This is a genomic window from Variovorax sp. 54, assembly GCF_002754375.1.
Taxonomy (GTDB): domain Bacteria; phylum Pseudomonadota; class Gammaproteobacteria; order Burkholderiales; family Burkholderiaceae_C; genus Variovorax.
Genome location: NZ_PEFF01000001.1, coordinates 2,941,361 through 2,959,716 on the forward strand (window position 1 = coordinate 2,941,361; position 18,356 = coordinate 2,959,716).

18 protein-coding genes and 1 pseudogene are annotated in these 18,356 nt (G+C 66.2%); 9 read left to right on the forward strand and 10 right to left on the reverse strand.

What is annotated here, in order from left to right; genetic code table 11:
* Positions 1-66 precede the first annotated feature (66 nt).
* On the reverse strand, positions 67-360 hold the full coding sequence (locus CLU95_RS13610; RefSeq protein ID WP_099793860.1) for a PAAR domain-containing protein: 294 nt from the start codon (positions 358-360) through the stop codon (positions 67-69).
* Between the two features lie 59 nt (positions 361-419).
* Entirely contained in the window at positions 420-1,262 is an 843-nt protein-coding gene (locus CLU95_RS13615; protein WP_373668876.1) for a M15 family metallopeptidase, read from the reverse strand.
* Between the two features lie 160 nt (positions 1,263-1,422).
* Here CLU95_RS13615 and CLU95_RS13620 point away from each other — a divergent pair, with 160 nt between their 5' ends.
* The 8 genes from CLU95_RS13620 (at position 1,423) to CLU95_RS13655 (ending at position 10,263) form a co-directional block, all read left to right on the forward strand.
* Positions 1,423-2,241 (forward strand): hypothetical protein, encoded by an 819-nt coding sequence (locus CLU95_RS13620; RefSeq protein ID WP_143605995.1) that lies wholly within the window; start codon positions 1,423-1,425, stop codon positions 2,239-2,241.
* A 25-nt stretch (positions 2,242-2,266) separates the two neighbouring features.
* A complete protein-coding gene (locus CLU95_RS13625) occupies positions 2,267-5,245 on the forward strand; it encodes a type VI secretion system Vgr family protein (RefSeq protein WP_099793864.1) in 2,979 nt (992 codons plus the stop codon).
* A gap of 10 nt (positions 5,246-5,255) precedes the next feature.
* Positions 5,256-6,173 (forward strand): DUF4123 domain-containing protein, encoded by a 918-nt coding sequence (locus CLU95_RS13630; RefSeq protein WP_099793866.1) that lies wholly within the window; start codon positions 5,256-5,258, stop codon positions 6,171-6,173.
* The gene (locus tag CLU95_RS13635; RefSeq protein ID WP_099793868.1) at positions 6,170-6,640 is read left to right on the forward strand and encodes a DUF3304 domain-containing protein; all 471 of its coding nucleotides are present in this window, start codon (positions 6,170-6,172) and stop codon (positions 6,638-6,640) included. The genes CLU95_RS13630 and CLU95_RS13635 overlap by 4 nt, the downstream gene beginning before the upstream one ends.
* A gap of 17 nt (positions 6,641-6,657) precedes the next feature.
* The gene (locus CLU95_RS13640) at positions 6,658-7,167 is read left to right on the forward strand and encodes a DUF3304 domain-containing protein (protein WP_257214620.1); all 510 of its coding nucleotides are present in this window, start codon (positions 6,658-6,660) and stop codon (positions 7,165-7,167) included.
* Positions 7,168-7,234: 67 nt separating this feature from the next.
* Complete coding sequence (locus CLU95_RS13645) at positions 7,235-7,723, forward strand: DUF3304 domain-containing protein (protein WP_099793870.1); 489 nt, start codon at positions 7,235-7,237, stop codon at positions 7,721-7,723.
* A gap of 52 nt (positions 7,724-7,775) precedes the next feature.
* The gene (locus CLU95_RS13650) at positions 7,776-9,887 is read left to right on the forward strand and encodes a T6SS phospholipase effector Tle1-like catalytic domain-containing protein (protein ID WP_099793872.1); all 2,112 of its coding nucleotides are present in this window, start codon (positions 7,776-7,778) and stop codon (positions 9,885-9,887) included.
* 88 nt (positions 9,888-9,975) lie between these two features.
* On the forward strand, positions 9,976-10,263 hold the full coding sequence (locus CLU95_RS13655) for a hypothetical protein (RefSeq protein WP_099793874.1): 288 nt from the start codon (positions 9,976-9,978) through the stop codon (positions 10,261-10,263).
* Positions 10,264-10,276: 13 nt separating this feature from the next.
* Here the strand turns inward: CLU95_RS13655 and CLU95_RS13660 are convergent, their stop codons facing one another.
* The 6 genes from CLU95_RS13660 to CLU95_RS13685 are packed head-to-tail and all read right to left on the reverse strand — an operon-like array spanning position 10,277 to position 16,830.
* Entirely contained in the window at positions 10,277-12,010 is a 1,734-nt protein-coding gene (locus tag CLU95_RS13660; protein ID WP_099793876.1) for an acetyl/propionyl/methylcrotonyl-CoA carboxylase subunit alpha, read from the reverse strand.
* 16 nt (positions 12,011-12,026) lie between these two features.
* Positions 12,027-13,616 (reverse strand): urea amidolyase family protein, encoded by a 1,590-nt coding sequence (locus CLU95_RS13665; protein ID WP_099797282.1) that lies wholly within the window; start codon positions 13,614-13,616, stop codon positions 12,027-12,029.
* 8 nt (positions 13,617-13,624) lie between these two features.
* Complete coding sequence (locus CLU95_RS13670; RefSeq protein ID WP_099793878.1) at positions 13,625-14,395, reverse strand: LamB/YcsF family protein; 771 nt, start codon at positions 14,393-14,395, stop codon at positions 13,625-13,627.
* A gap of 41 nt (positions 14,396-14,436) precedes the next feature.
* Positions 14,437-15,117 carry a pyroglutamyl-peptidase I gene (gene pcp / locus CLU95_RS13675; protein WP_099793880.1) on the reverse strand — a complete coding sequence of 227 codons (681 nt, stop codon included), beginning with the start codon at positions 15,115-15,117 and terminating at the stop codon, positions 14,437-14,439.
* 10 nt (positions 15,118-15,127) lie between these two features.
* Positions 15,128-16,084: a DUF979 domain-containing protein gene (locus tag CLU95_RS13680; RefSeq protein WP_099793882.1), complete on the reverse strand. Its 957-nt coding sequence runs from the start codon at positions 16,082-16,084 to the stop codon at positions 15,128-15,130.
* A 2-nt stretch (positions 16,085-16,086) separates the two neighbouring features.
* Positions 16,087-16,830: a DUF969 domain-containing protein gene (locus CLU95_RS13685; RefSeq protein WP_099793884.1), complete on the reverse strand. Its 744-nt coding sequence runs from the start codon at positions 16,828-16,830 to the stop codon at positions 16,087-16,089.
* Positions 16,831-17,113: 283 nt separating this feature from the next.
* Between CLU95_RS13685 and CLU95_RS13690 the strand changes: the two genes are divergently transcribed.
* Entirely contained in the window at positions 17,114-17,818 is a 705-nt protein-coding gene (locus CLU95_RS13690; protein WP_257214621.1) for a GntR family transcriptional regulator, read from the forward strand.
* Positions 17,819-17,845: 27 nt separating this feature from the next.
* Here the strand turns inward: CLU95_RS13690 and CLU95_RS13695 are convergent.
* Together CLU95_RS13695 and CLU95_RS13700 are read right to left on the reverse strand one after the other, a co-directional pair.
* Positions 17,846-18,031, reverse strand: a pseudogene (locus CLU95_RS13695) (C4-dicarboxylate ABC transporter permease); the annotation flags it as partial.
* A gap of 50 nt (positions 18,032-18,081) precedes the next feature.
* Positions 18,082-18,342, reverse strand: a complete 261-nt coding sequence (locus CLU95_RS13700; RefSeq protein ID WP_257214622.1) for a hypothetical protein — start codon at positions 18,340-18,342, stop codon at positions 18,082-18,084.
* Positions 18,343-18,356: the final 14 nt, after the last annotated feature.

Genomic DNA, 18,356 nt, shown 5'->3' on the forward strand with positions numbered 1-18,356 from the left:
ACAAGCGGGCGCACGTGGTCGCGTGACCGCATGCCATGCCTGCAGCCGAAGAAGGGCGCACCGCCGTCATTCGGACGCGGAAGCGATCTGGCTGGACAGCAGCCTGCAACCGCAGGCCGCGCGGTCGCCGTGGCGCGCCACGCGCCGGCCGTCGAGCGTGACGCAGTCGCTGCCGGTCACGATGGGGTTGATGCCATGGCCAGGCCGTGGGCACGACACCATGTCGCCGATGCGCGCCACGCGCCGGTCGTCGATGCTTGTGTTTTCGGACGCGGTGATCACGAAGCCACCGTGGTCGGTCTTGTCATGCAGAACGATCCACGGCCGATCGTTGTCGGCGTCGGGTTGATCCTCACCCATTTGAACTCCCCCCTTGATTGCCTCGTGGTGTGCCGATGCGACAGGTGTCGTCTCGGCATTCAGTTGCGTGACAATTTAAATCCCGGCTTGCGGTACTCCACGTGACCGTAGTCCCTGAAGGACCACCGACCACCCCACACCAAGCCCACGGACTCGGCCGCTTCACCATAGAGGCGATAGCCTTCCATGGCCCACGGATCTTTTTCAGAGATCACCAGCTTGCCATTGCGATAGAACGCGTTGTCTGCCGCAAGTCCGTACTGATGATAGCTTTGATTGGCCTTCGCCATGGTCACTGTATTGCCCAATGCAGCGAGTTTGGCTTGTCGTTCGGGGCTGCGATAACCCTCGAGCAACGCGAGGTCGTAGCCGTGCTTTTCTTTCATGATCTTGTAGACGATCAGCAAACGATTACGAAAGTCCACATCGAGCGCAGCCCAGTCCCGACTGCCTTCTTTCGTGAGCGGACGAATCTGCTCGACCTCTGCAGTGGCAAACACCTCGGGCGGCAACGGCTGCGGCGGCACCAGCTGCTCGCCCTGCAGCAACGCTTCGATTTTCGGATCGCTTGTGGCGGCCCAGTCGTCGAAGAAGAGCACACGGCCACTTCCGAAAGTCACACTTAACAACACCGGCACGATAAGCAGACCCATGCCCGACAGCAACAAGTAGCGATGCCTTACGGCAAAAGTACGCACTCCTGAGCCACTGTCGCGCATCAATTGAAAACTTGCTTCGGACACAAAACCGAGACGGCGTCCTATTCCAATAAAAAAGAATGCAATAGCAGTAGAAATGGAGACCGTCGCTCGCAACACACGGTCACGAAAAGAAGGGAACAAGAAGATGGCAAGTGCTGCCACCATCAAGGCAAAATAACAAAAGAGAGTGAAGAAGATCAACGGTGTTCAATGAGAGCCGCTCAATTGTATGAGTCGCTCCAAAATTTGAACCCATCGCACGCAACGCCTTGTTGCATCCCAATTGCGATATCGCGTTGATCACGCCACATAAAGCCGAGGGGAGAAATCACATGCCCGCAGCCAGCCGGACCACCCATCCATGATGGGCGCGTCAGACGCCCACAAGGACCGACCGAGCCTGCTCGGTTCGAACGCACCCACCACGGCCACATCGACTGCCGCACCTGGAGGCGAGTCCACGCGTGTGCTCGCACAGTTCGGTGGCCGCGAGAGCGGCGCGCGTTCCTTTTTTGCACGGCCCGGTGTGTGGGCTTCACTGGCGGTGCTGGTCGGCGTGGCGGGTGCCACGAGCTACCACCTGCAATCGAAACGCGCGGACGCATCGCGGACCGTGGCGGCCGTGGCACCTGCGCCGGTGACCGCGCCTGTTGCAGTGGAACCGCCGAAGCCGGAAGCACCGGTCGCAGCCACTGCGCCGGAGCCCACACCCGCGCGCATCGTCGAAGGCGACAGCACGCCGCCGCCACAGCAACCACCACAACAGCAGCCAGCCTCGACGCCGTTTGCCGCGATCGGTGCACAGCCCATGGCCGTGCCGCCGGCTGCGAAGTCGGCGCGCGTGGCCGCCGCGTCGCCTGCAAAAAAATCGGGTGCTGACAGCAAGGCCAGCGTCGCCGCGAAGAAGCAGCCGGAGCGCATCGCGTCGGGTTCGAAGAAGCCCGTGCGCGCGGCCGCGAACGGCAAGCCCGTCAAGACCGCCGCCAACAGCAGCAAGGCGACCAAATCCGCGACGCGCGCCAACCTCACGCAAACAGCGGCACGGCCGAAGGGGCCCGATCCCGACACGGACCTGCTGACCGCGCTGCTCAAGCGCAGCAAGACGTCCGACCCCGCACCGTCGGCGCAGGCCACTGCCGCAACGGCGGACTGCAAGCCGGGCGCACCTTGCAAGCCTTGAGCCTCCGAACCTGAGCGAATTTCCGATGCCTTCCGCTGACCGCAGTGCCCTGTGGGCCGAGCTGAGCCAGACGGCGCGGCTGTACCGCCTCGAAGCGCCGAGCGCTGCTTCATCTTCTTCATCTGCAGCCCGCGAGAGCATTGACGCCTTGCGCGTGGAAGGCTGGGTGCAGCGCGAGGCGGTGTCGCAGCTGTCCGAGCTGCGCATCGTGTGCTTGAGCTTGCGTGCGGACCTGGCGCTGTCTTCGCTGATCGATCAGCCGCTGACGCTGGTCACCGTGCTGGCCGATGGCTCGCTCGCAAAGCGCACAGGATTGATCCGCGCAGTCGAATCACTGGGCTCCGATGGCGGACTGGCACGCTACCGCCTGACGCTCGTGCCCTGGCTCTGGCTGGCCACTCAGCAAGGCCGCAGCCAAGTCTTCCAGCAGCGCAGCGTCGCAGACATCATCGAGCGCGTGCTCGCCCCGTATGCAGATGCGGGCAGCTGGGCCTTCTCCTCCGAAGTGAACGGATTCCTCGCCGACGCGCCCGTGCGCACCTACTGCACCCAGTACCGAGAGAGCGACTTCGACTTCTTCTCGCGCCTGCTGGCCGAAGAAGGCCTGGCCTGGCGCATCGAAGAAGACGCCAAGGCCCCCATGGGCCACAAGCTCGTGATCTTTTCGTCGAACGACACCCAGCCCGCCGATGCCGGCTCGCCCGTTCGCTTTCACCGCAAGAGCTCGCAGGAGCGCAGCGACGCCGTGCAGGCGCTGGTGCGGCGCATGCGCCAGTCGGTCGCGCAGGTGCACCTGAGCGCCTGGAACGTCGACGGCAAGCGCCAGCTCACAGGCAGCGCCCCGGCGCGCTTTCCGGTCGGCGGCAAGAACGCGCCGCGCCTGGAGTACGACGACGTGCTCGGCCTGAACGACCGCAGCCGGGGCTGGGACACCAACCGCACGCTGGAGCGCTATGCGGCCCTGATGATGGAAGCGGCCGAATGCCGCGCCGACGTGATGCTGGGCCACAGCACCGTGCGCACCTTGCGCGCGGGCACGCGCATCGAGATCGATGACGCACCTGCATTGGGCCTACAAACCAAGCCCGCGCTGCTGCTGGACACCGTCGAGCATGTGGGCATCAACAACCTGCCCAAGGACACGGCGGCGTCGATTGCGGCGCAGCTGGGTGAGCTGACGGAACACCTGGTGTTCGACCAGCCGTGTGCGCCCGTGACTGCCGAGTCCAATGTGTTCGGGCTGGTGTCTTCAGCAACGGCAACAAACAACGACATCCACCCGCAGCCCCAGAACCTCGCCACCGCGCAGGCCCAGGGCTATGCCAACAGCTTCTCGGGCGTGCACGCCCCGCGCCCCTGGCGCCCCGCACTGGCCGCGGCCGATGGTGCGCGCCTGCACGCCAAGCCTACGGCCAGCGGCGTGCACAGTGCCATCGTGGTCGGGCCGTCGGGCGAGACCTCGCCCAATGGTGCCGACGAGCTGTACTGCAACGACCGAGGCGACGTGCGCGTGCGCTTCCACTGGCAGAACGGATCGAGCGAGAACGGCAGCAACGGCGACAGCGCCCAGGACAACCGCAGCACCCGCTGGATCCGCGTGGCCCAGCGCCAGGCGGGCCCCGGCATGGGCTGGCAGTGGCTGCCGCGCATCGGCCAGGAAGTGCTGGTCAAGTTCGTCGACCTCGATGTGGACCAGCCCGTCATCGTCGGGGCGCTGTACAACGGCCGCGGCGACGGTGGCATTGCCCCCACGCCCGGCGGCGCATCGCGAGCCGGTGAAACCAACGAAGACGTCTTCGCCCAAGCGAGCAACGCCTCGCCCAGCGCCCAGGCCAACCTCGCTGCAGGCCACGCCCCGCCCTGGCACGGCGCCAGCGCCGACGACAAGGGCCACCGCAACGCGGCCGCCCTGAGCGGCTTCAAGACCAAGGAGTTCGGCGGCGAGGGCTTCAGCCAGTTGGTGTTCGACGATTCGAACCAGCAGCTGCGCGTGCAGCTGCATGCGAGCACCGCCCACAGCCAGCTGAACCTGGGCCACCTGATCCACCAGGCCGACAACTTCCGGGGCAGCTTTCGCGGCCAGGGCCTGGAGCTGCGCACCGACGGCTATGCCGCCCTGCGCGGCGGCAAGGGTGTCTTGCTCAGCACGTACCACGGCGCAGGCGGCCAGAAGCTGGAGCCCGTGGGCGACTTCGCCGCCGGCATGGCGCTGCTCAAGCAGGTGCAGCAGTTGGGCCAGGCGCTGAGCGATGCGGCCAAGACCCACGAGGCGGTGCAGCTGGCCGGGCACATCGGTGCCAACAAGGCCGACGAATCGCAACTCGACAAGGAACGCGCCCCCTACGCAGCGATGGAGCGCACCGCCAGCGGCATGGTGACCGCCGATGCGCTCGACACCGCCTACGCAGACGCGGCAGACAAGGCCATCGCCACCGGTGAAGGCAAGGTGCCGCACACCAGCGACGCCGTGGTCGCACTGGCCGCACGCGGCGGGCTGGCGATGGTCGCAGGACAGCAGCTGCAGATCGTGAGCGGCGAGACCGCCACGCTGGCCAGCGGCGGCGACATCAACCTGGCGCTGGCCGACGTGCTGCGCGTGCACAGCGGGCAGGCCATCGGCCTGCTGGCCGGCGCGCAGAAGGCCGATGCCGACACAGGCCTGTCGGTCATCGCGGGCAATGACGACCTGGACTTCCAGGCGCAGTACGACGAGCTGCGCATCCAGGCCAAGGACGCGCTGAAGATCGCCAGCACCGACCAGACGGTGGAGTTCGCGGCCAAGAAGAAGATCCGCATCGCGACGGCGCAGGGCGCGTCGATCACGCTGCAGGATGGGGACATCACCTTCGAGTGTCCGGGGAAGATCACTTATCACTCGGTGCAGCGGAAGTTGGCCGGGCCGACAAGCTCTCCGTATGGGCTGCCGCTGTTCCCTCAGAGCATCTGCATCGAGTGCATGCTGAAGGCGGCACAAAGCGGCGCCCCCTTCTCCGCCTTGCAGTGAGAGCGCTGCGTTGGAATTCGCGACCGACCCGATCGAGCCCGTCCACCTTGCCCATGCCGTGCAAGCGATGGCCGACGCCCAACCATCCTCCCTCAGCCTCTGGTTGCTGATCGATGCGGCCTTGCTGGACCCGGCGCGCCTGGCATCGGTGCTGCGCCGCAACGGGTGGCAGCATGTCAACGCGCTGGCCCACACACCGCTGGCGGCCTACGGTGCGCAGGGACCGCAGTTGCTGGAACTGCCACCAGACGACGAGGTCCGCGCCGAGGGCCTGCGACGCCTCGCCACGATCGACCCGGCGGCGCCTGCATTCAGCTGGCTCGCTTCCGGCCATTCCGCTGCACATTTGCAGGCCTGCTTCGGCTACCTTGCCCAGGCGCGACACGATGGCCTGAAGCTGCACTGCCGAATGGGCGATGCGCGCGTGCTTCCCACGCTGCTGGCCGCGCTGTCCGTGCCTCAGACACAGCGTGTGGCCCAAGCCATTGCGCAGTGGCAATGGTTCGATCGCAGCGGTGCCGCGGTCGGCAACTGGCTTGCCGCTGCTGAGGACGAAGGTGCTGCCGATGCCGGCGATCATCTCGAACTCGATGCGTCGCAATTCGCCACGCTTCTGGATGCCTCGGAAGCCGACGGCATCTTTGCGCAATTGCTCGAGACAGTGTCGCAGCTGGTGCCGCAGACCGACCGGGCAGCGTTTCATCAGCGGCTTCATCGCGCACTCGAGGTCGCCACCCACCTGCACGTGGTAGGCAACCCAGACCGGCTGCAGTTCGTGGTGCTCTCGCTGACCTGCGGCGATAACTTCTACCAACATCCCGATCTGTCAGACACATGGAAGGCTGTCGCACAAGGTACCAGCCTGTCGAGCCTGATGAAGGGCTGGAGCGACGAACTGTGGAAGGCGTTGGAGGGCCAGGCTTCATGAAGCGCTTGGCTCTCTTGATACTTTGCGTGTTGACGCTGGTGGCTTGCAGCAGCAAGAAGCCTGCGGCTGAAAGCTACAGCGCCAGTCTCAGCCCCTACAACCACACGGCCGACCACATCGAGCCGTATGTCGATGGAATGTTCGGCGGCAACTCGAGCGCGTATGGCGGTGGCGGCAGCTTCGTGTGCTGCATCTCGTCTCCCGCCGTATGGCGCCCTGGCTTGAGCGCCAAGGTGCGTTGGGCCACCTCCAGCGGCATTCCAGGCGATAGGCGACCGGAAGCGTATGTCCAGCATTGGCACGAGAAGGTGGTTCCTATCGAGGAATACACCGTGCCGGGCGGCGTGCTCAACATCCACTTTCTTCCCGAAGGCAACGTTCGGTTGATCATTTCCAGCAAAGGGGCGGGTGCCAAGAACTACCCTGGCCCCGCCTATCCGGTGAAGCCGCCGGATTGGAAATGGTGAGCCGAGGCGAACAACCCATGCGCGCATTGAAAATGCCACAGGCCATGAAACGCACAGCGATCCTGACGCTTTGCGCACTGGCAGTACTGTCGCTGGCAGCTTGCAGCAGCAAGAAGCCTACGGCTGAAAGCTACAGCGCCAACCTCAGTGCCTACAACCACACGGAGGACTACATCCATCAGTTCTATGTGGATGAGGCTGGTGGCGGGAATTCATACCCTTACGGTGGCGGCGGCAGCTTTGTGTGCTGCATCTCCTATCCGGCCCAGTGGCGTCCCGGACTCAGTGCAACGGTGGAATGGACGACCTCGAGCGGAATTCCAGGCGACAGGCGCCCCGAGGCCATCAAGCCCGCTTGGCACAAGAGAGTTGTCCCGATTGATCGATATGACGTCCCAGGCGGCACGCTCAACGTGCACTTCCTGGCCGAGGGCGATGTTCGATTGGTCATCTCCAACATGGGAGCCGGCGCCAAGGGCTACCCCGGCCCAGCCTATCCGGTGAAGCCACCGAGCTGGAAGTGGTGACTCAAGGCGAGCAAGAATTTCGAAAACCCGAGGAACAACACGTGAACGCATTGAAAGGCCACACGCCATGAAACGCCCAACGATCCTGACACTTTGCGCATTGGCACTGCTGACGCTGCCACTGGTGGCTTGCAGCAGCAAGAAGCCGGCGGCCGAAAGCTACAGCGCCAACATCAGCGCCTACAACCACACAGAGGACTACATCCACCAGTTCTATGTGGATGGGGCAGGCGGCGGCAACTCACGCCCCTACGGCGGTGGCGGCAGCTTTGTGTGCTGCATCTCCTATCCCGCCAAATGGCGTCCCGGCCTTACCGCAACAGTGAAATGGACGACCTCGAGCGGAATCCCGGGGGACAAACGACCCGAGGCCATCAAGCCCCGTTGGCACGAAAAGGTGGTCCCCATCGATAAGTACGACATCCCGGGCAGCACGCTCAATGTGCATTTCCTTGCCGACGGCGATGTTCGATTGGTCATCTCCAGCAAAGGCTCCGGCGCCAAGGACTATCCCGGCCCTGCCTACCCGGTGAAGCCGCCAGACTGGAAGTGGTGATCCGGTGCGAACACGTATTCATTCCTTCTGAAAGATCCCGGGGGAGCAACACATGGAAAAATTCAAAGAAGGCTGGTACGAAATCAGCTTTGACGCCAACACCCACGAGAAGCGCTATCTCTACTTCAAGACCGCCGTGCTTTGCACGGCCGAGTGCATCGTCAAGGAAACAGGGCTGCAGATACTGAGATGGTCGGACGAAACGGGCAGGGCCATCAAGTGTTTGCCACGCTACAAGTGGACAGCCAATGCGCCGAAAGGCGACTGGTGGGACAACGACCCGGGCGGCAAGAACTACCAGCCCGCACTGCCTGGCGACCACTCGCGCGCCGACCGGACCCTGACCGCACGCGAACTGTGCCAACGCGCCGCCAGCGCCGACCCGAGCAAGGCCGACTCCCTGAGTTGCGCCAAAGAGATTCACGTGGGCCTGTTTTTTGACGGCACCAACAACAACCTGATCCGCGACACACCCGACCAAAGCCACACGAACGTGGTCAGTCTCTTCAACGCGCACAAGGACGACAAGGTCGAGAACTTTCGCTACTACATCCCCGGCGTCGGCACGCACTTCCCCGAGATCGGCGAGGACAAGGAACTGGACAACGGCAAGCGTTTCGGCACCGGTGGCGAGGCGCGCATCCATTGGGCGTTGATTCAGGTCTACAACGCACTGCATCGGGCATATCACACGTCCGACCTTGTCCAGCCGGACGAAATGAAAGACCTCTGCGTCGATCAACTGAAGACTTGGTGGCGCTTGAGCGACAACAAGATGATCAGCATCTTCAGGGGCATTCAAGAGCGCCTGCTGAAAGCCATCAAGGACCAGCGGCCGCGGGTGACCAAGATGCATCTGTCGGTCTTCGGATTTTCGCGTGGTGCGGCCGAAGCGCGCGCCTTTTGCCAGTGGATCCAGCTGGTCGCCGAGAACATGATGATCGGCGAAGCGGCGCTGGAGCTTCATTTCCTGGGCATCTTCGACACCGTGGCGTCTGTCGGGCTGGCCGATTCGTCGCCCGTCGGCGAAGGCTTTCAGGACTGGGCCGACGGCACCATGGACATCAACGGCGTCAACCAGACCGTTCACTACGTGGCGGCACACGAAATACGCCAGTCGTTTCCTCTGTCCACGGCACGCATCAGAGCCACGAACTACCCGCCGAACACCAAGGAGTTCGTCTATCCAGGGGCTCACTCTGACTTGGGCGGAGGCTACCCGTCGAAGTCCCAAGGGAAGGGTGTCGAGGGACGAACCGCATTGCTCTCGCAGATTCCCTTGATGGACATGTATTTCGAGGCCCTGGCGGCGGGCGTTCGCGTGGACAGCAAGTCCGAAATGCAAGGCGAAATACAAGCCGATTTCGAGGTCGCTCCTGCGCTCGACAAGTCCTTCAGCGACTACGCAGCCTGGACCACGGCGGAGGAAAAGCAGAATGTCGCCAACGGTGGCGAACCCGTGCAGAACCGCATGCGCTATCACATGGAACTGTATTGGCGCTGGCGTGCGTCCAAGAGCGACGAGGCCACCTTCAAGGCCATGGCTAGCTATGAAGCCTCCGACAAGCAAGACCGACAGGATCTGTGGGAGTCAGAGCTCGACTGGCGTGAAGACGTCAAGGCGGCCCAGGCGGCCAACCAGCCCAGACGGGTGTTCGTTCCCAGAGCGGGCGTCTACGTTGACCAGCCGCCCCGCGCCAACGAGGTGGAAAAGCGCCTCGTTGGCGCCGTGGCAGCCGCCAAGGACGTTCCGCAAGCCGCCAACGACTTCTTCGACAGGTATGTCCACGACTCGCACGGCGGGTTCTGGATGCTCGGCCCCATCACGAAGGAGAACCGCGAGGACTTCGTGGCCGCCATCAAGCAGAAGAAGGCCACGCACGACCGGTTGCTGAAGGCCGCTGACGAAGAGTCCATGCCCTCTGCTGCGGAGAATCTGCGCAACTTCGCTCGCGGCTATGAACTCAACAATTTCGAAAGCCGTGTGCTCGCACAGGATGCGAAAGAACCGGGGACACTGCCGCTGATGACGGATGCCGATGCGGCAGATCTGCGAGACAACGCGGGCACGATGGCATCGCTCGCATTGAAGATCCTGGGCACCGCCAGCCGGCGCGAACCGCGCGGCCACGGCCGCTACCGACGCGTGTTCGATAAGAGTTGAAGAAGCGCGCTGCAGGTTCTGTCATCACCTCGCAGAACCTGCAACAGCCAGCTGCCAGGCCATCGCCGCTCGGTGACGGCGAATCAAGATGAATTTGATCGCCCTCGTCCTCGTGATCGGCATCTTGCCGTCGCTGGTGTGCACGCTCTTTCTCATCGGCCATCGCGTGCGTCCACATCCATCGTGGACGCCACGCTTAACGAAAGCCCGGCTGTTCGTGCTCGTACTGGCCGGCACCGCGTTGCTTTATCTCAGTACACGCCACCTGCTCATCGACGCACGCGATGCAGGCGCACGTCTCGAAACCTACATGGCCGCCGTGACGTTCGCACCCTGCATCCTTTCAGGACTCGTCGCCCTGTTCTTCAAACCTTGACGGTCGCCCGCATTCACCCAATGCGCGCAATCGCCGTCCCGGCCGCCACATAGCCCCCCGCCGCAGCCGCGAACGCAATGCGCCCCGCGCGGTGCGCGACGACCTGCATCTCCATCTTCATCGCCTCCATCACCGCGATCACGGCGCCTTCGGCGACCTCGTCACCGTCGGCGACTTTCCATCCTTGCAGCGTGCCCGACACCGGTGCCGCCACGGCGGCGGCATCGGCTGCAGGTGCGTTCGCAACGCCAGGTGCAGCACCACCAGCACCACCCGCCGACGCCAACCCACGCAACAACTCCGCTGGCAGCCCCAGCGACATGCGCCGCCCGTCGATCTCGATGGCCGTGCGGTGCAGCGACGCATCCGGCAGCAGATCAGGCCGCATGCCCGCCGCTTCGTCGTTCGCAAAGTCCGTCTCGATCCAGCGTGTGTGGACCTTGAAGGTGTCTTCCGACACGAAGTCGGGGTGCGCCATCACGGCGCGGTGGAACGGCAGCACGGTCGCCAGGCCTTCGATGCGGAATTCCTTGAGGGCGCGGCGTGCGCGTGCGATCGCCTGGGCGCGCGTGGCGCCGGTGACGATGAGCTTGGCCATCAGCGAGTCGAAGGTGCCGGGCACCTGCGAGCCGGCGTCGACGCCGGTGTCGACACGCACGCCCGGGCCCGACGGTGCGTCGAACACATGGACAGGGCCGGGCGTCGGCAGAAAGCCGCGGCCCACGTCTTCGGCGTTGATGCGGAATTCGAAGGAGTGGCCGCGCGGTGCGGGCGTCTCTGTGACCGACAGCGGCAGGCCTTCGGCGATGCGCAGCTGTTCGATGACGAGGTCGATGCCGGTGGTTTCCTCGGTCACGGGGTGCTCGACCTGCAGGCGCGTGTTGACCTCGAGGAAAGAGATCGCGCCGCTCGCGCTGAGCATGAACTCGACGGTGCCGGCGCCGGTGTAGCCGGCGGCCGCGCAGATGTCGCGCGCCGATTGGTGGATGCGTTCGCGCTGTGCGTCGCTCAGGAACGGCGCGGGCGCTTCTTCGACGAGCTTCTGGTTGCGCCGTTGCAGCGAGCAGTCGCGCGTGCCGAGCACGACGACGTTGCCGTGCGTGTCGGCGATGACCTGCGCCTCGACATGGCGCGGGCGGTCGAGGAACTGCTCGACGTAGCACTCGCCGCGGCCGAAGGCGGTGATGGCTTCGCGCACGGCCGATTCGAACAGGCCTTCGACTTCGTCGAGCCGCCACGCGACCTTGATGCCGCGCCCACCGCCGCCGAACGCGGCCTTGATGGCGATCGGCAGGCCGTGCTGTTCGGCAAAAGCGAGCACCTCGCCGGCGTTGTTCACGGGGTCGGCAGTGCCCGCGACAAGCGGTGCGCCGACCTTCATCGCGAGCTTGCGGGCCTGCACCTTGTCGCCGAGCGTGGCGATGGCCGCGGGCGAGGGACCGATCCATGTGAGGCCGGCGTCGATCACCGCCTGCGCGAAGGCAGCGCTTTCCGAGAGGAAGCCGTAGCCGGGGTGCACGGCGTCGGCGCCGCTGCGCTTCGCAACGGCCAGCAGCTTGGGAATGTTGAGGTAGGTGTCGGCGGGGCGGTGGCCGTCCAGGCCGTAGGCCTCGTCGGCCCGGCGCACGTGCAGCGCGTTCAGGTCGGGATCGGCGTAGACGGCGACCGACTGCACGCCGTGGTCGGCACAGGCACGTGCGATGCGCACGGCGATTTCGCCGCGGTTGGCGATCAGGACTTTTTTCATCGCAGGACTCTCGATCTCAAAGGTCGATGGGGCCATGCTGGCCGGCCATCGGTTGGAAGCGGACGCGGGCATTCACGGGGATCTGCCCCGCACGGTCCAGGTGGTGGGTGGCGACCGACGCGATCACGGGGTAGCCGCCAGTGAGCGGGTGGTCGGCCAGGAACAGCACGGGCTGGCCGCTGGGCGGCACCTGGATCGAGCCGCGCGCCGTGCCCTCGCTGGGCAGCTCGGCGGTGTTCGCGCGCACGAGCGGCTCTTCGCCATTCAGGCGGATGCCGACGCGGTTCGACTGCGGCGTCACCACCCACGGCTGGCTGCACAGGCGCTCGACGGCGTCGGCGGTGAACCAGTCGGTGCGCGGGCCGAGCACGATGTCAAGCACGACTTCTTCGTGCACGGTGGGCAGGTCGGCCGGTGGTGCTTCGGTGGCACCGACGACGGCGCCGATGGCAACGGCGCGCACAGGCAGCACGTCGCCCGCCACCACGGCGGGCGGGCCGACGCGGGCCAGCGTGTCGGTCGCGCAGCTGCCGAGCACAGGCGCCACGGCAAAGCCGCCGCGCACGGCCAGGTAGCTGCGGATGCCGGCGATGGGCTCGCCGAAGGTGACGGTGTCGCCGTCGGCCAGCGCGATGGGTTGATAGCGCGACAGCGGCCATTGCGCGCCATCGGTGCGGGTCAGTGTGAGCGGGCCGTCGGCGCCGGTGACCGCCATCACGGCGTCGCCGCGGCAGACGAACTGAAAGCCGCCGTAGGCCAGCTCGAGGCACGCGGCATCCGACGCATTGCCGACCAGTCGATTGGCTGCGTGCAACGCGCGCTGGTCCATCGCACCGGAGGCGGACACGCCCTGTCGAGCCTGGCCATGGCGACCGCCGTCTTGCCACAGCGCTTGCAAGCCAGCGGCACGAACTTCGAACGCGCTGTCGCCTTCAACGGCTGCAGGTGCGGGCGCCGCGACAACTTGCTCGGCCACGGGCAGCGGCACCTTCAACGCCGTGGCATCGACAAAACGCACCGTGTCGCCCGGCTGCAGCAACGCCGGCGTCTCGCGCGACAGGTCCCACATGGGCGTGTCGGTCACGCCGATGATTTGCCAGCCGCCGGGGCTGGCCTGCGGGTACACGCCGCTGAAGCTGCCCGCAAGCCCGACGGCGCCCGCAGGGATGCGGGTGCGCGGCACGGCGCGGCGCGGCACGTTCAGGCTCGAGTGGCCGCCGCTCAGGTAGGCAAAGCCGGGCGCGAAGCCGGTAAAGGCGACGGTGTAGTCGCTGCCGGTGTGGCGGCGCACCAGCTCGTCGGGCGTGATGCCGAGCAGGCCGGCCACTTCGGCGATGTCTTCGCCGTCGTAGCGCACGGGAATCTCGATGCGCTTGTCGACGCGCGTCTCGCGCGCATCGAGCTTTCGCCGACGCACGGCGTGGGCGAGCGCAGCCGCCGACAGCACGGCGGGCCGGAAGGTGATGAGGATCGTGCGCGCGGCGGGCACCAGCTCTTCGATGCCGGCAATGGGCTCGGCGCGCAGCGAGGCCAGCAGCGCGAGGGTCTGCGCCAGGTCGTCGAGCTCGACCAGCACCGCATTGAGGTTGACGGGCAGAAAGCGCATCGACGTCGTCATGCGGTCGCGGCCTCGGTGAAGGGGCGGACCGTCACGCCGGCCCGCACGAGCCGCTCGCGCACGCGGCGCGCCATCTCGACCGCGCCGGGGCTGTCGCCGTGCACGCAGACCGACTCGGCGCGGATGCGCACCACGCTGCCGTCGATGGCGGTGACGGTGCCTTCGTTGGCCAGGCGCAGCATGCGCTCGGCCACGTCGTTCGCGTCGTGCAGCACGGCGCCGGGTTCGCGGCGCGACACCAGCGTGCCTTGCGGCGTGTAGGCGCGGTCGGCAAAGGCTTCGGCCACCACACCCAGGCCCTGCGCCTCGGCCCAACCCAAGAGCGGCGAGCCCGCGAGCGCGACGAGGACCAGGCCCGGGTCGATCTCGTGGATGGCGGCAATGACGTCGCGCGCCTGGCGCTCGTCGTGGGCGATGGTGTTGTACAGCGCGCCGTGCGGCTTCACGTAGCGCACCTCGGTGCCGGCCGCGGCGGCCAGGCCCTTCAAGGCGCCGATCTGGTAGATGACGTCGGCGCGCAGGTCGGCGCTGTCGACGTCCATGTTGCGGCGGCCGAAGCCGACGAGGTCGCGGTAGGCCACGTGGGCCCCGACCGCCACGCCGCGCTCCTTCGCCTGGCGCAGCGTGCGCAGGATGCCCGCGGGGTCGCCGGCGTGGAAGCCGCAGGCCACGTTGGCGCTGCTGACGATGTCGAGCATGGCGGCGTCGTCGCCCATGCGCCAGACGCCGAGGCTCTCGCCGAGGTCACTGTTCAAGTCGATGTTCATCGGGGGTCTCCGGCGTGCATGCACGCACGCCTTGGGTCAGGTCAATGCAGCTGGCCGGCGGTTTCGCGCACGTCGTGGCGCACGGTGAGCGCGGTGCGGATCGCCACGCGGAAGGCTTCCACCTGCGCGTCCAGCGCCATGCTCGCCACGCCGGGCTTCGAGGACGCCTGCTCGGGCAGGTAGGGCACGTGGACGAAGCCGCCGCGCGTGTGCGCCAGCGCCGGGCGCGTCGCGAGCCGGTGCATCAGCGCGTAGAAGATATGGTTGCACACGAAGGTGCCGGCGCTGTTCGACACGGCCGCGGGCAGGCCCGCCGCGCGCATGTCGCGCACCATGGCCTTGATCGGCAGCGTCGAGAAGTAGGCCGCCGGGCCGTCCTTGACCACGGGCAGGTCGATGGGCTGCTGTCCGGCGTTGTCGGGAATGCGCGCGTCGTCGATGTTCAGCGCGGCGCGCTCCATCGAGATTTCGGTGCGCCCGCCAGCGGCGCCGATGCACAGCACCAACCGCAGGGGCGGGCCGATCAACGCGGCGTCGAGCGTGTCGATGGCGCGGCCGAACACGCAGGGCAGCTGCACCGCCTGCACCACGGCGCCTTCGCAGGCCCAGCCGTCGAGCGCGCGGGCAATTTCCCACGCAGGATTGACCGGGTCGTTCTCGAAGGGCTCGAAGCCCGCGAGCAGCACGCGGGGTGCCTTCGCATCGGTGGTGGCGATCGTCATGCGCAGCGCCTCAGCGGAACATCAGGAAGTACAGCAGGAAGATGTTGACCACCAGCAGCGCGGCCGCGGTCGGTATCTGCACCTTGATCACCGCGTTCTTGTCGGGCAGCTCCAGCAGGGCCGCGGGCACGATGTTGAAGTTGGCCGCCATCGGCGTCATGAGCGTGCCGCAGTAGCCCGAGAACATGCCGATGGCCGCCATCACGGCCGGGTCGCCGTGGTACACGCCCACCAGCACCGGCACGCCGACGCCGCCCGTCATCACCGGGAAGGCCGCGAAGCCGTTGCCCATGATGATGGTGAAGAGGGCCATGCCCAGCACGTACACCGCGACGGCAACGAAGCGGATGTCCATGTTGATGTAGCTGGTGGTGATGTGCGCAACCGCCTTGCCCACGCCGGCGTCGGAGAACACCAGGCCCAGCATGCCGAGCATCTGCGGCAGCACCACGGCCCAGCCGAGCGCGTCGGTCAGGCGGCGCGACTCGCGCATGCCCTGCACGGGCGTCTCGCGCGTCAGCCAGCAGGCCAGCGCCAGCGCCACCACGCAGCCGATGCCCAGGCTCACCAGTGTGGTGTTCTTGGGGTCGAGCAGCAGCGTGCCGCCGAGCTTGATGTGGCTCATGCCCACGGTGCCGATCACGGTGACCAGCGGAATCGCCAGCGCCGGAATGAACAGCTTGTTGCCCAGGCGCGTGGCACTGGCCTGGTACTGCTCAGGGGTGGGTTCGCGGTGCTTGCCCGCGCCGACGCCGCGCAGGCCGGCAATGACGGCCATGCCGATCGCGCCGACGCCGACCAGCGCGGGCGGCAGCTTGTCGCCGACGAGGAAGACCAGCGCATAGAGGCCCCAGAAGAGCGCGCTGGTGTAGCGCTTGGGATGCTGGCGGTCGGCCAGCGTCATCACGGCCGTGACGGCGAGGATGACGCCGACCAGGAGGTACAGGTGCTGGATCGAGAGAATCATGATCAGCGTCCTTCCTTGGCGGGCACGGCAGTGGCAACGGGTGCGTCGGCCTGTGCGGCGCCACCCAGCTCACGGGCCAGCGCCTGGTCGAGCCGGCGCAGGCGCCAGGCGTGGATGATGAAAGCGGCAATGGCCGTCGGGATGCCCCACATCGCGATGTGCAGCGGCTCCACGTCGATGCCGGCTTCGTGCAGGAAGGTGGTCATGAGCACGATGGCGCCGAAGGCCACGAAGATGTCTTCGCCGAAGAACAGGCCCACGTTGTCGGTGGCCGCCGCGTAGGCGCGCAGCTTGTGGCGGATGCGGTCGGGCAGCTTGCCGTAGCGCGTTTCGGTGGCGCCTTCGGCCATCGGCGCGAGCAGCGGACGCACCATCTGCGGATGGCCGCCCAGGCTGGTCAGGCCCATGGCCGCCGTGAGTTCGCGCGCCGCGAGGTAGACGATCAGCAGGCGGCCGGCGGTGGCCGACTTGATGCGGCTGATCCAGTTCTGCGCGTGCTGGCGCAGGCCGTGGCGCTCCAGCAGGCCGATCACCGCCAGCGGCAGAAGAATGATCAGCGGCAGGTTGCGCGTCTTGATGAAGCCGGTGCCGATGGCCGTGAGGATCGCCATCGGGCTGAAGCCCGCGGCAAACGCCGTCACGATGGCCGTGACGATCACGACCAGCATCGGATTGAAGCGCAGGATGAACCCCGCAATGATCACGGCCACGCCGATCAGCGGCCACAGAGGGACTTCAGGTGTCATGGTTGGTCTTTCGTTGCAATGCAAAACACCGGCGCAGGGGCACCGGTGCGGTCGATTGATGCAAACCTCATGCCAATGAATGAGCAATTCATTTCTTGTGAATCACTCATTTCAAACAAGTTGTTGAACAATTTAATGTAGTGTGCCCAACAACAGTGCCTGAATACCCCCATGAAAACCCTGAAACGGGCGCGTTTCGGTGCACGGCTCGGCGTGGCACGGGGGCGGTCTGTTACAACGCAGGCTCGCTGCGCCCCTCCCTTTTCCCCTCCGACCGACCGGCATGACCCGACTGGATTCCCCCACTTCCCCCGCCTCGCCGGCCGCCGGCGCGCTCACGCTCAACGACCGCGTGGCCGAGCTGATCCGCCAGAAGATCGTGAAGGGCGAGTTCTCGCCGGGGCAGCGGCTGTCGGAGGCCGCGCTGGCCGACAACCTGGAGATTTCGCGTAACACCCTGCGCGAGGTGTTTCGCACGCTGACCAAGGAAGGCCTGCTCAAGCACGCGCCGAACCGCGGCGTGTTCGTGGCGGTGCCGAGCATCGCGTCGATCATCGACATCTACCGCGTGCGCCGGCTCATCGAGTGCCAGGCGCTGGCGCAGGCCTACCCGCGCCACCCCGCCAAGAAGCACATGCGCGAGGCGGTCGAGATGGCGCTCAAATGCCGCGACGCCGGCGACTGGCTCGGCGTGGGCACGGCCAACATGGAGTTCCACAAAGGCATCGTCGAGCTGGCCGACAGCGAACGGCTCAACGTGCTGTTCGCCCACATCCTGGTCGAGCTGCGGCTGGCCTTCGGGCTGCTGAAAGACCCGGAGTTCCTGCACGCGCCCTACGTGGACATGAACACCAAGCTGCTCGAACTCATCGAGGCCGGCAAGTTCGCCGAAGGCTCGGCGGCGCTGAACGACTACCTCATCCACTCCGAGCGCATCGTGCTGGCGGTGTATGCGCGGCAGATGCCGGATGGTGGCATCGACGGCTGATTGGCCTGCGCCGCGCGGGCTGCCGCGCTAGCGCTCCTTGCCCGTCACCAGGTCAGGCAGGATCGTCACGATCGACGGGAACAGCGTGACCAGTGCGATGCACCGCACGAGGCAGAAGAAGAACGGAACGGCCGCCTCGGCGACCTTCTGGATCAGCAGCGGCACCACCGCGCGGGTCCGCACGATCATCGAGATGCCGTCCAGCACCGTGCCCCGCATGTATACATGCACGCCGTCGCGCCAACGGCCAGGGCCCGGGCCGGCTATTCCTTCTTCTTGGGGGCCAGCTCGAGCGGGCTGGTCGGCAGGTCGGAGCGCCGGGGCTCGGGCTTGTCTGCGACCTTGCAGTCCTGGTCCTTGAACGGGCCAACCTCGCGCACCCAGTCGGGGCTGATCGGATGCTGCGCGCAGACGGCCTTGCCGCTGACCTTGTTGCGCATCAGGTAGAAGCTCTCGGTGGGTTGCGCCAGGGCCGCGCCCGACAGCGCCAGGCCGACGATGCCGATGAAGAGTTGGTGTTTCATGTCCATGCCTTCTT

Bases quoted from the DNA above. Each gene is read 5' to 3' on its own strand.
- CLU95_RS13610 (WP_099793860.1), bottom strand. From the start codon at position 360: ATGGGTGAGGATCAACCCGACGCCGACAACGATCGGCCGTGGATCGTT.
- CLU95_RS13620 (WP_143605995.1), top strand. From the start codon at position 1,423: ATGATGGGCGCGTCAGACGCCCACAAGGACCGACCGAGCCTGCTCGGT.
- CLU95_RS13625 (WP_099793864.1), top strand. From the start codon at position 2,267: ATGCCTTCCGCTGACCGCAGTGCCCTGTGGGCCGAGCTGAGCCAGACG.
- CLU95_RS13635 (WP_099793868.1), top strand. From the start codon at position 6,170: ATGAAGCGCTTGGCTCTCTTGATACTTTGCGTGTTGACGCTGGTGGCT.
- CLU95_RS13640 (WP_257214620.1), top strand. From the start codon at position 6,658: ATGCGCGCATTGAAAATGCCACAGGCCATGAAACGCACAGCGATCCTG.
- CLU95_RS13645 (WP_099793870.1), top strand. From the start codon at position 7,235: ATGAAACGCCCAACGATCCTGACACTTTGCGCATTGGCACTGCTGACG.
- CLU95_RS13650 (WP_099793872.1), top strand. From the start codon at position 7,776: ATGGAAAAATTCAAAGAAGGCTGGTACGAAATCAGCTTTGACGCCAAC.
- CLU95_RS13655 (WP_099793874.1), top strand. From the start codon at position 9,976: ATGAATTTGATCGCCCTCGTCCTCGTGATCGGCATCTTGCCGTCGCTG.
- CLU95_RS13660 (WP_099793876.1), bottom strand. From the start codon at position 12,010: ATGAAAAAAGTCCTGATCGCCAACCGCGGCGAAATCGCCGTGCGCATC.
- CLU95_RS13665 (WP_099797282.1), bottom strand. From the start codon at position 13,616: ATGCGCTTTCTGCCCGTCAACCTCAATGCGGTGCTGGTCGAGCTCGAC.
- CLU95_RS13670 (WP_099793878.1), bottom strand. From the start codon at position 14,395: ATGAACATCGACTTGAACAGTGACCTCGGCGAGAGCCTCGGCGTCTGG.
- pcp (WP_099793880.1), bottom strand. From the start codon at position 15,117: ATGACGATCGCCACCACCGATGCGAAGGCACCCCGCGTGCTGCTCGCG.
- CLU95_RS13680 (WP_099793882.1), bottom strand. From the start codon at position 16,084: ATGATTCTCTCGATCCAGCACCTGTACCTCCTGGTCGGCGTCATCCTC.
- CLU95_RS13685 (WP_099793884.1), bottom strand. From the start codon at position 16,830: ATGACACCTGAAGTCCCTCTGTGGCCGCTGATCGGCGTGGCCGTGATC.
- CLU95_RS13690 (WP_257214621.1), top strand. From the start codon at position 17,114: ATGACCCGACTGGATTCCCCCACTTCCCCCGCCTCGCCGGCCGCCGGC.
- CLU95_RS13700 (WP_257214622.1), bottom strand. From the start codon at position 18,342: ATGAAACACCAACTCTTCATCGGCATCGTCGGCCTGGCGCTGTCGGGC.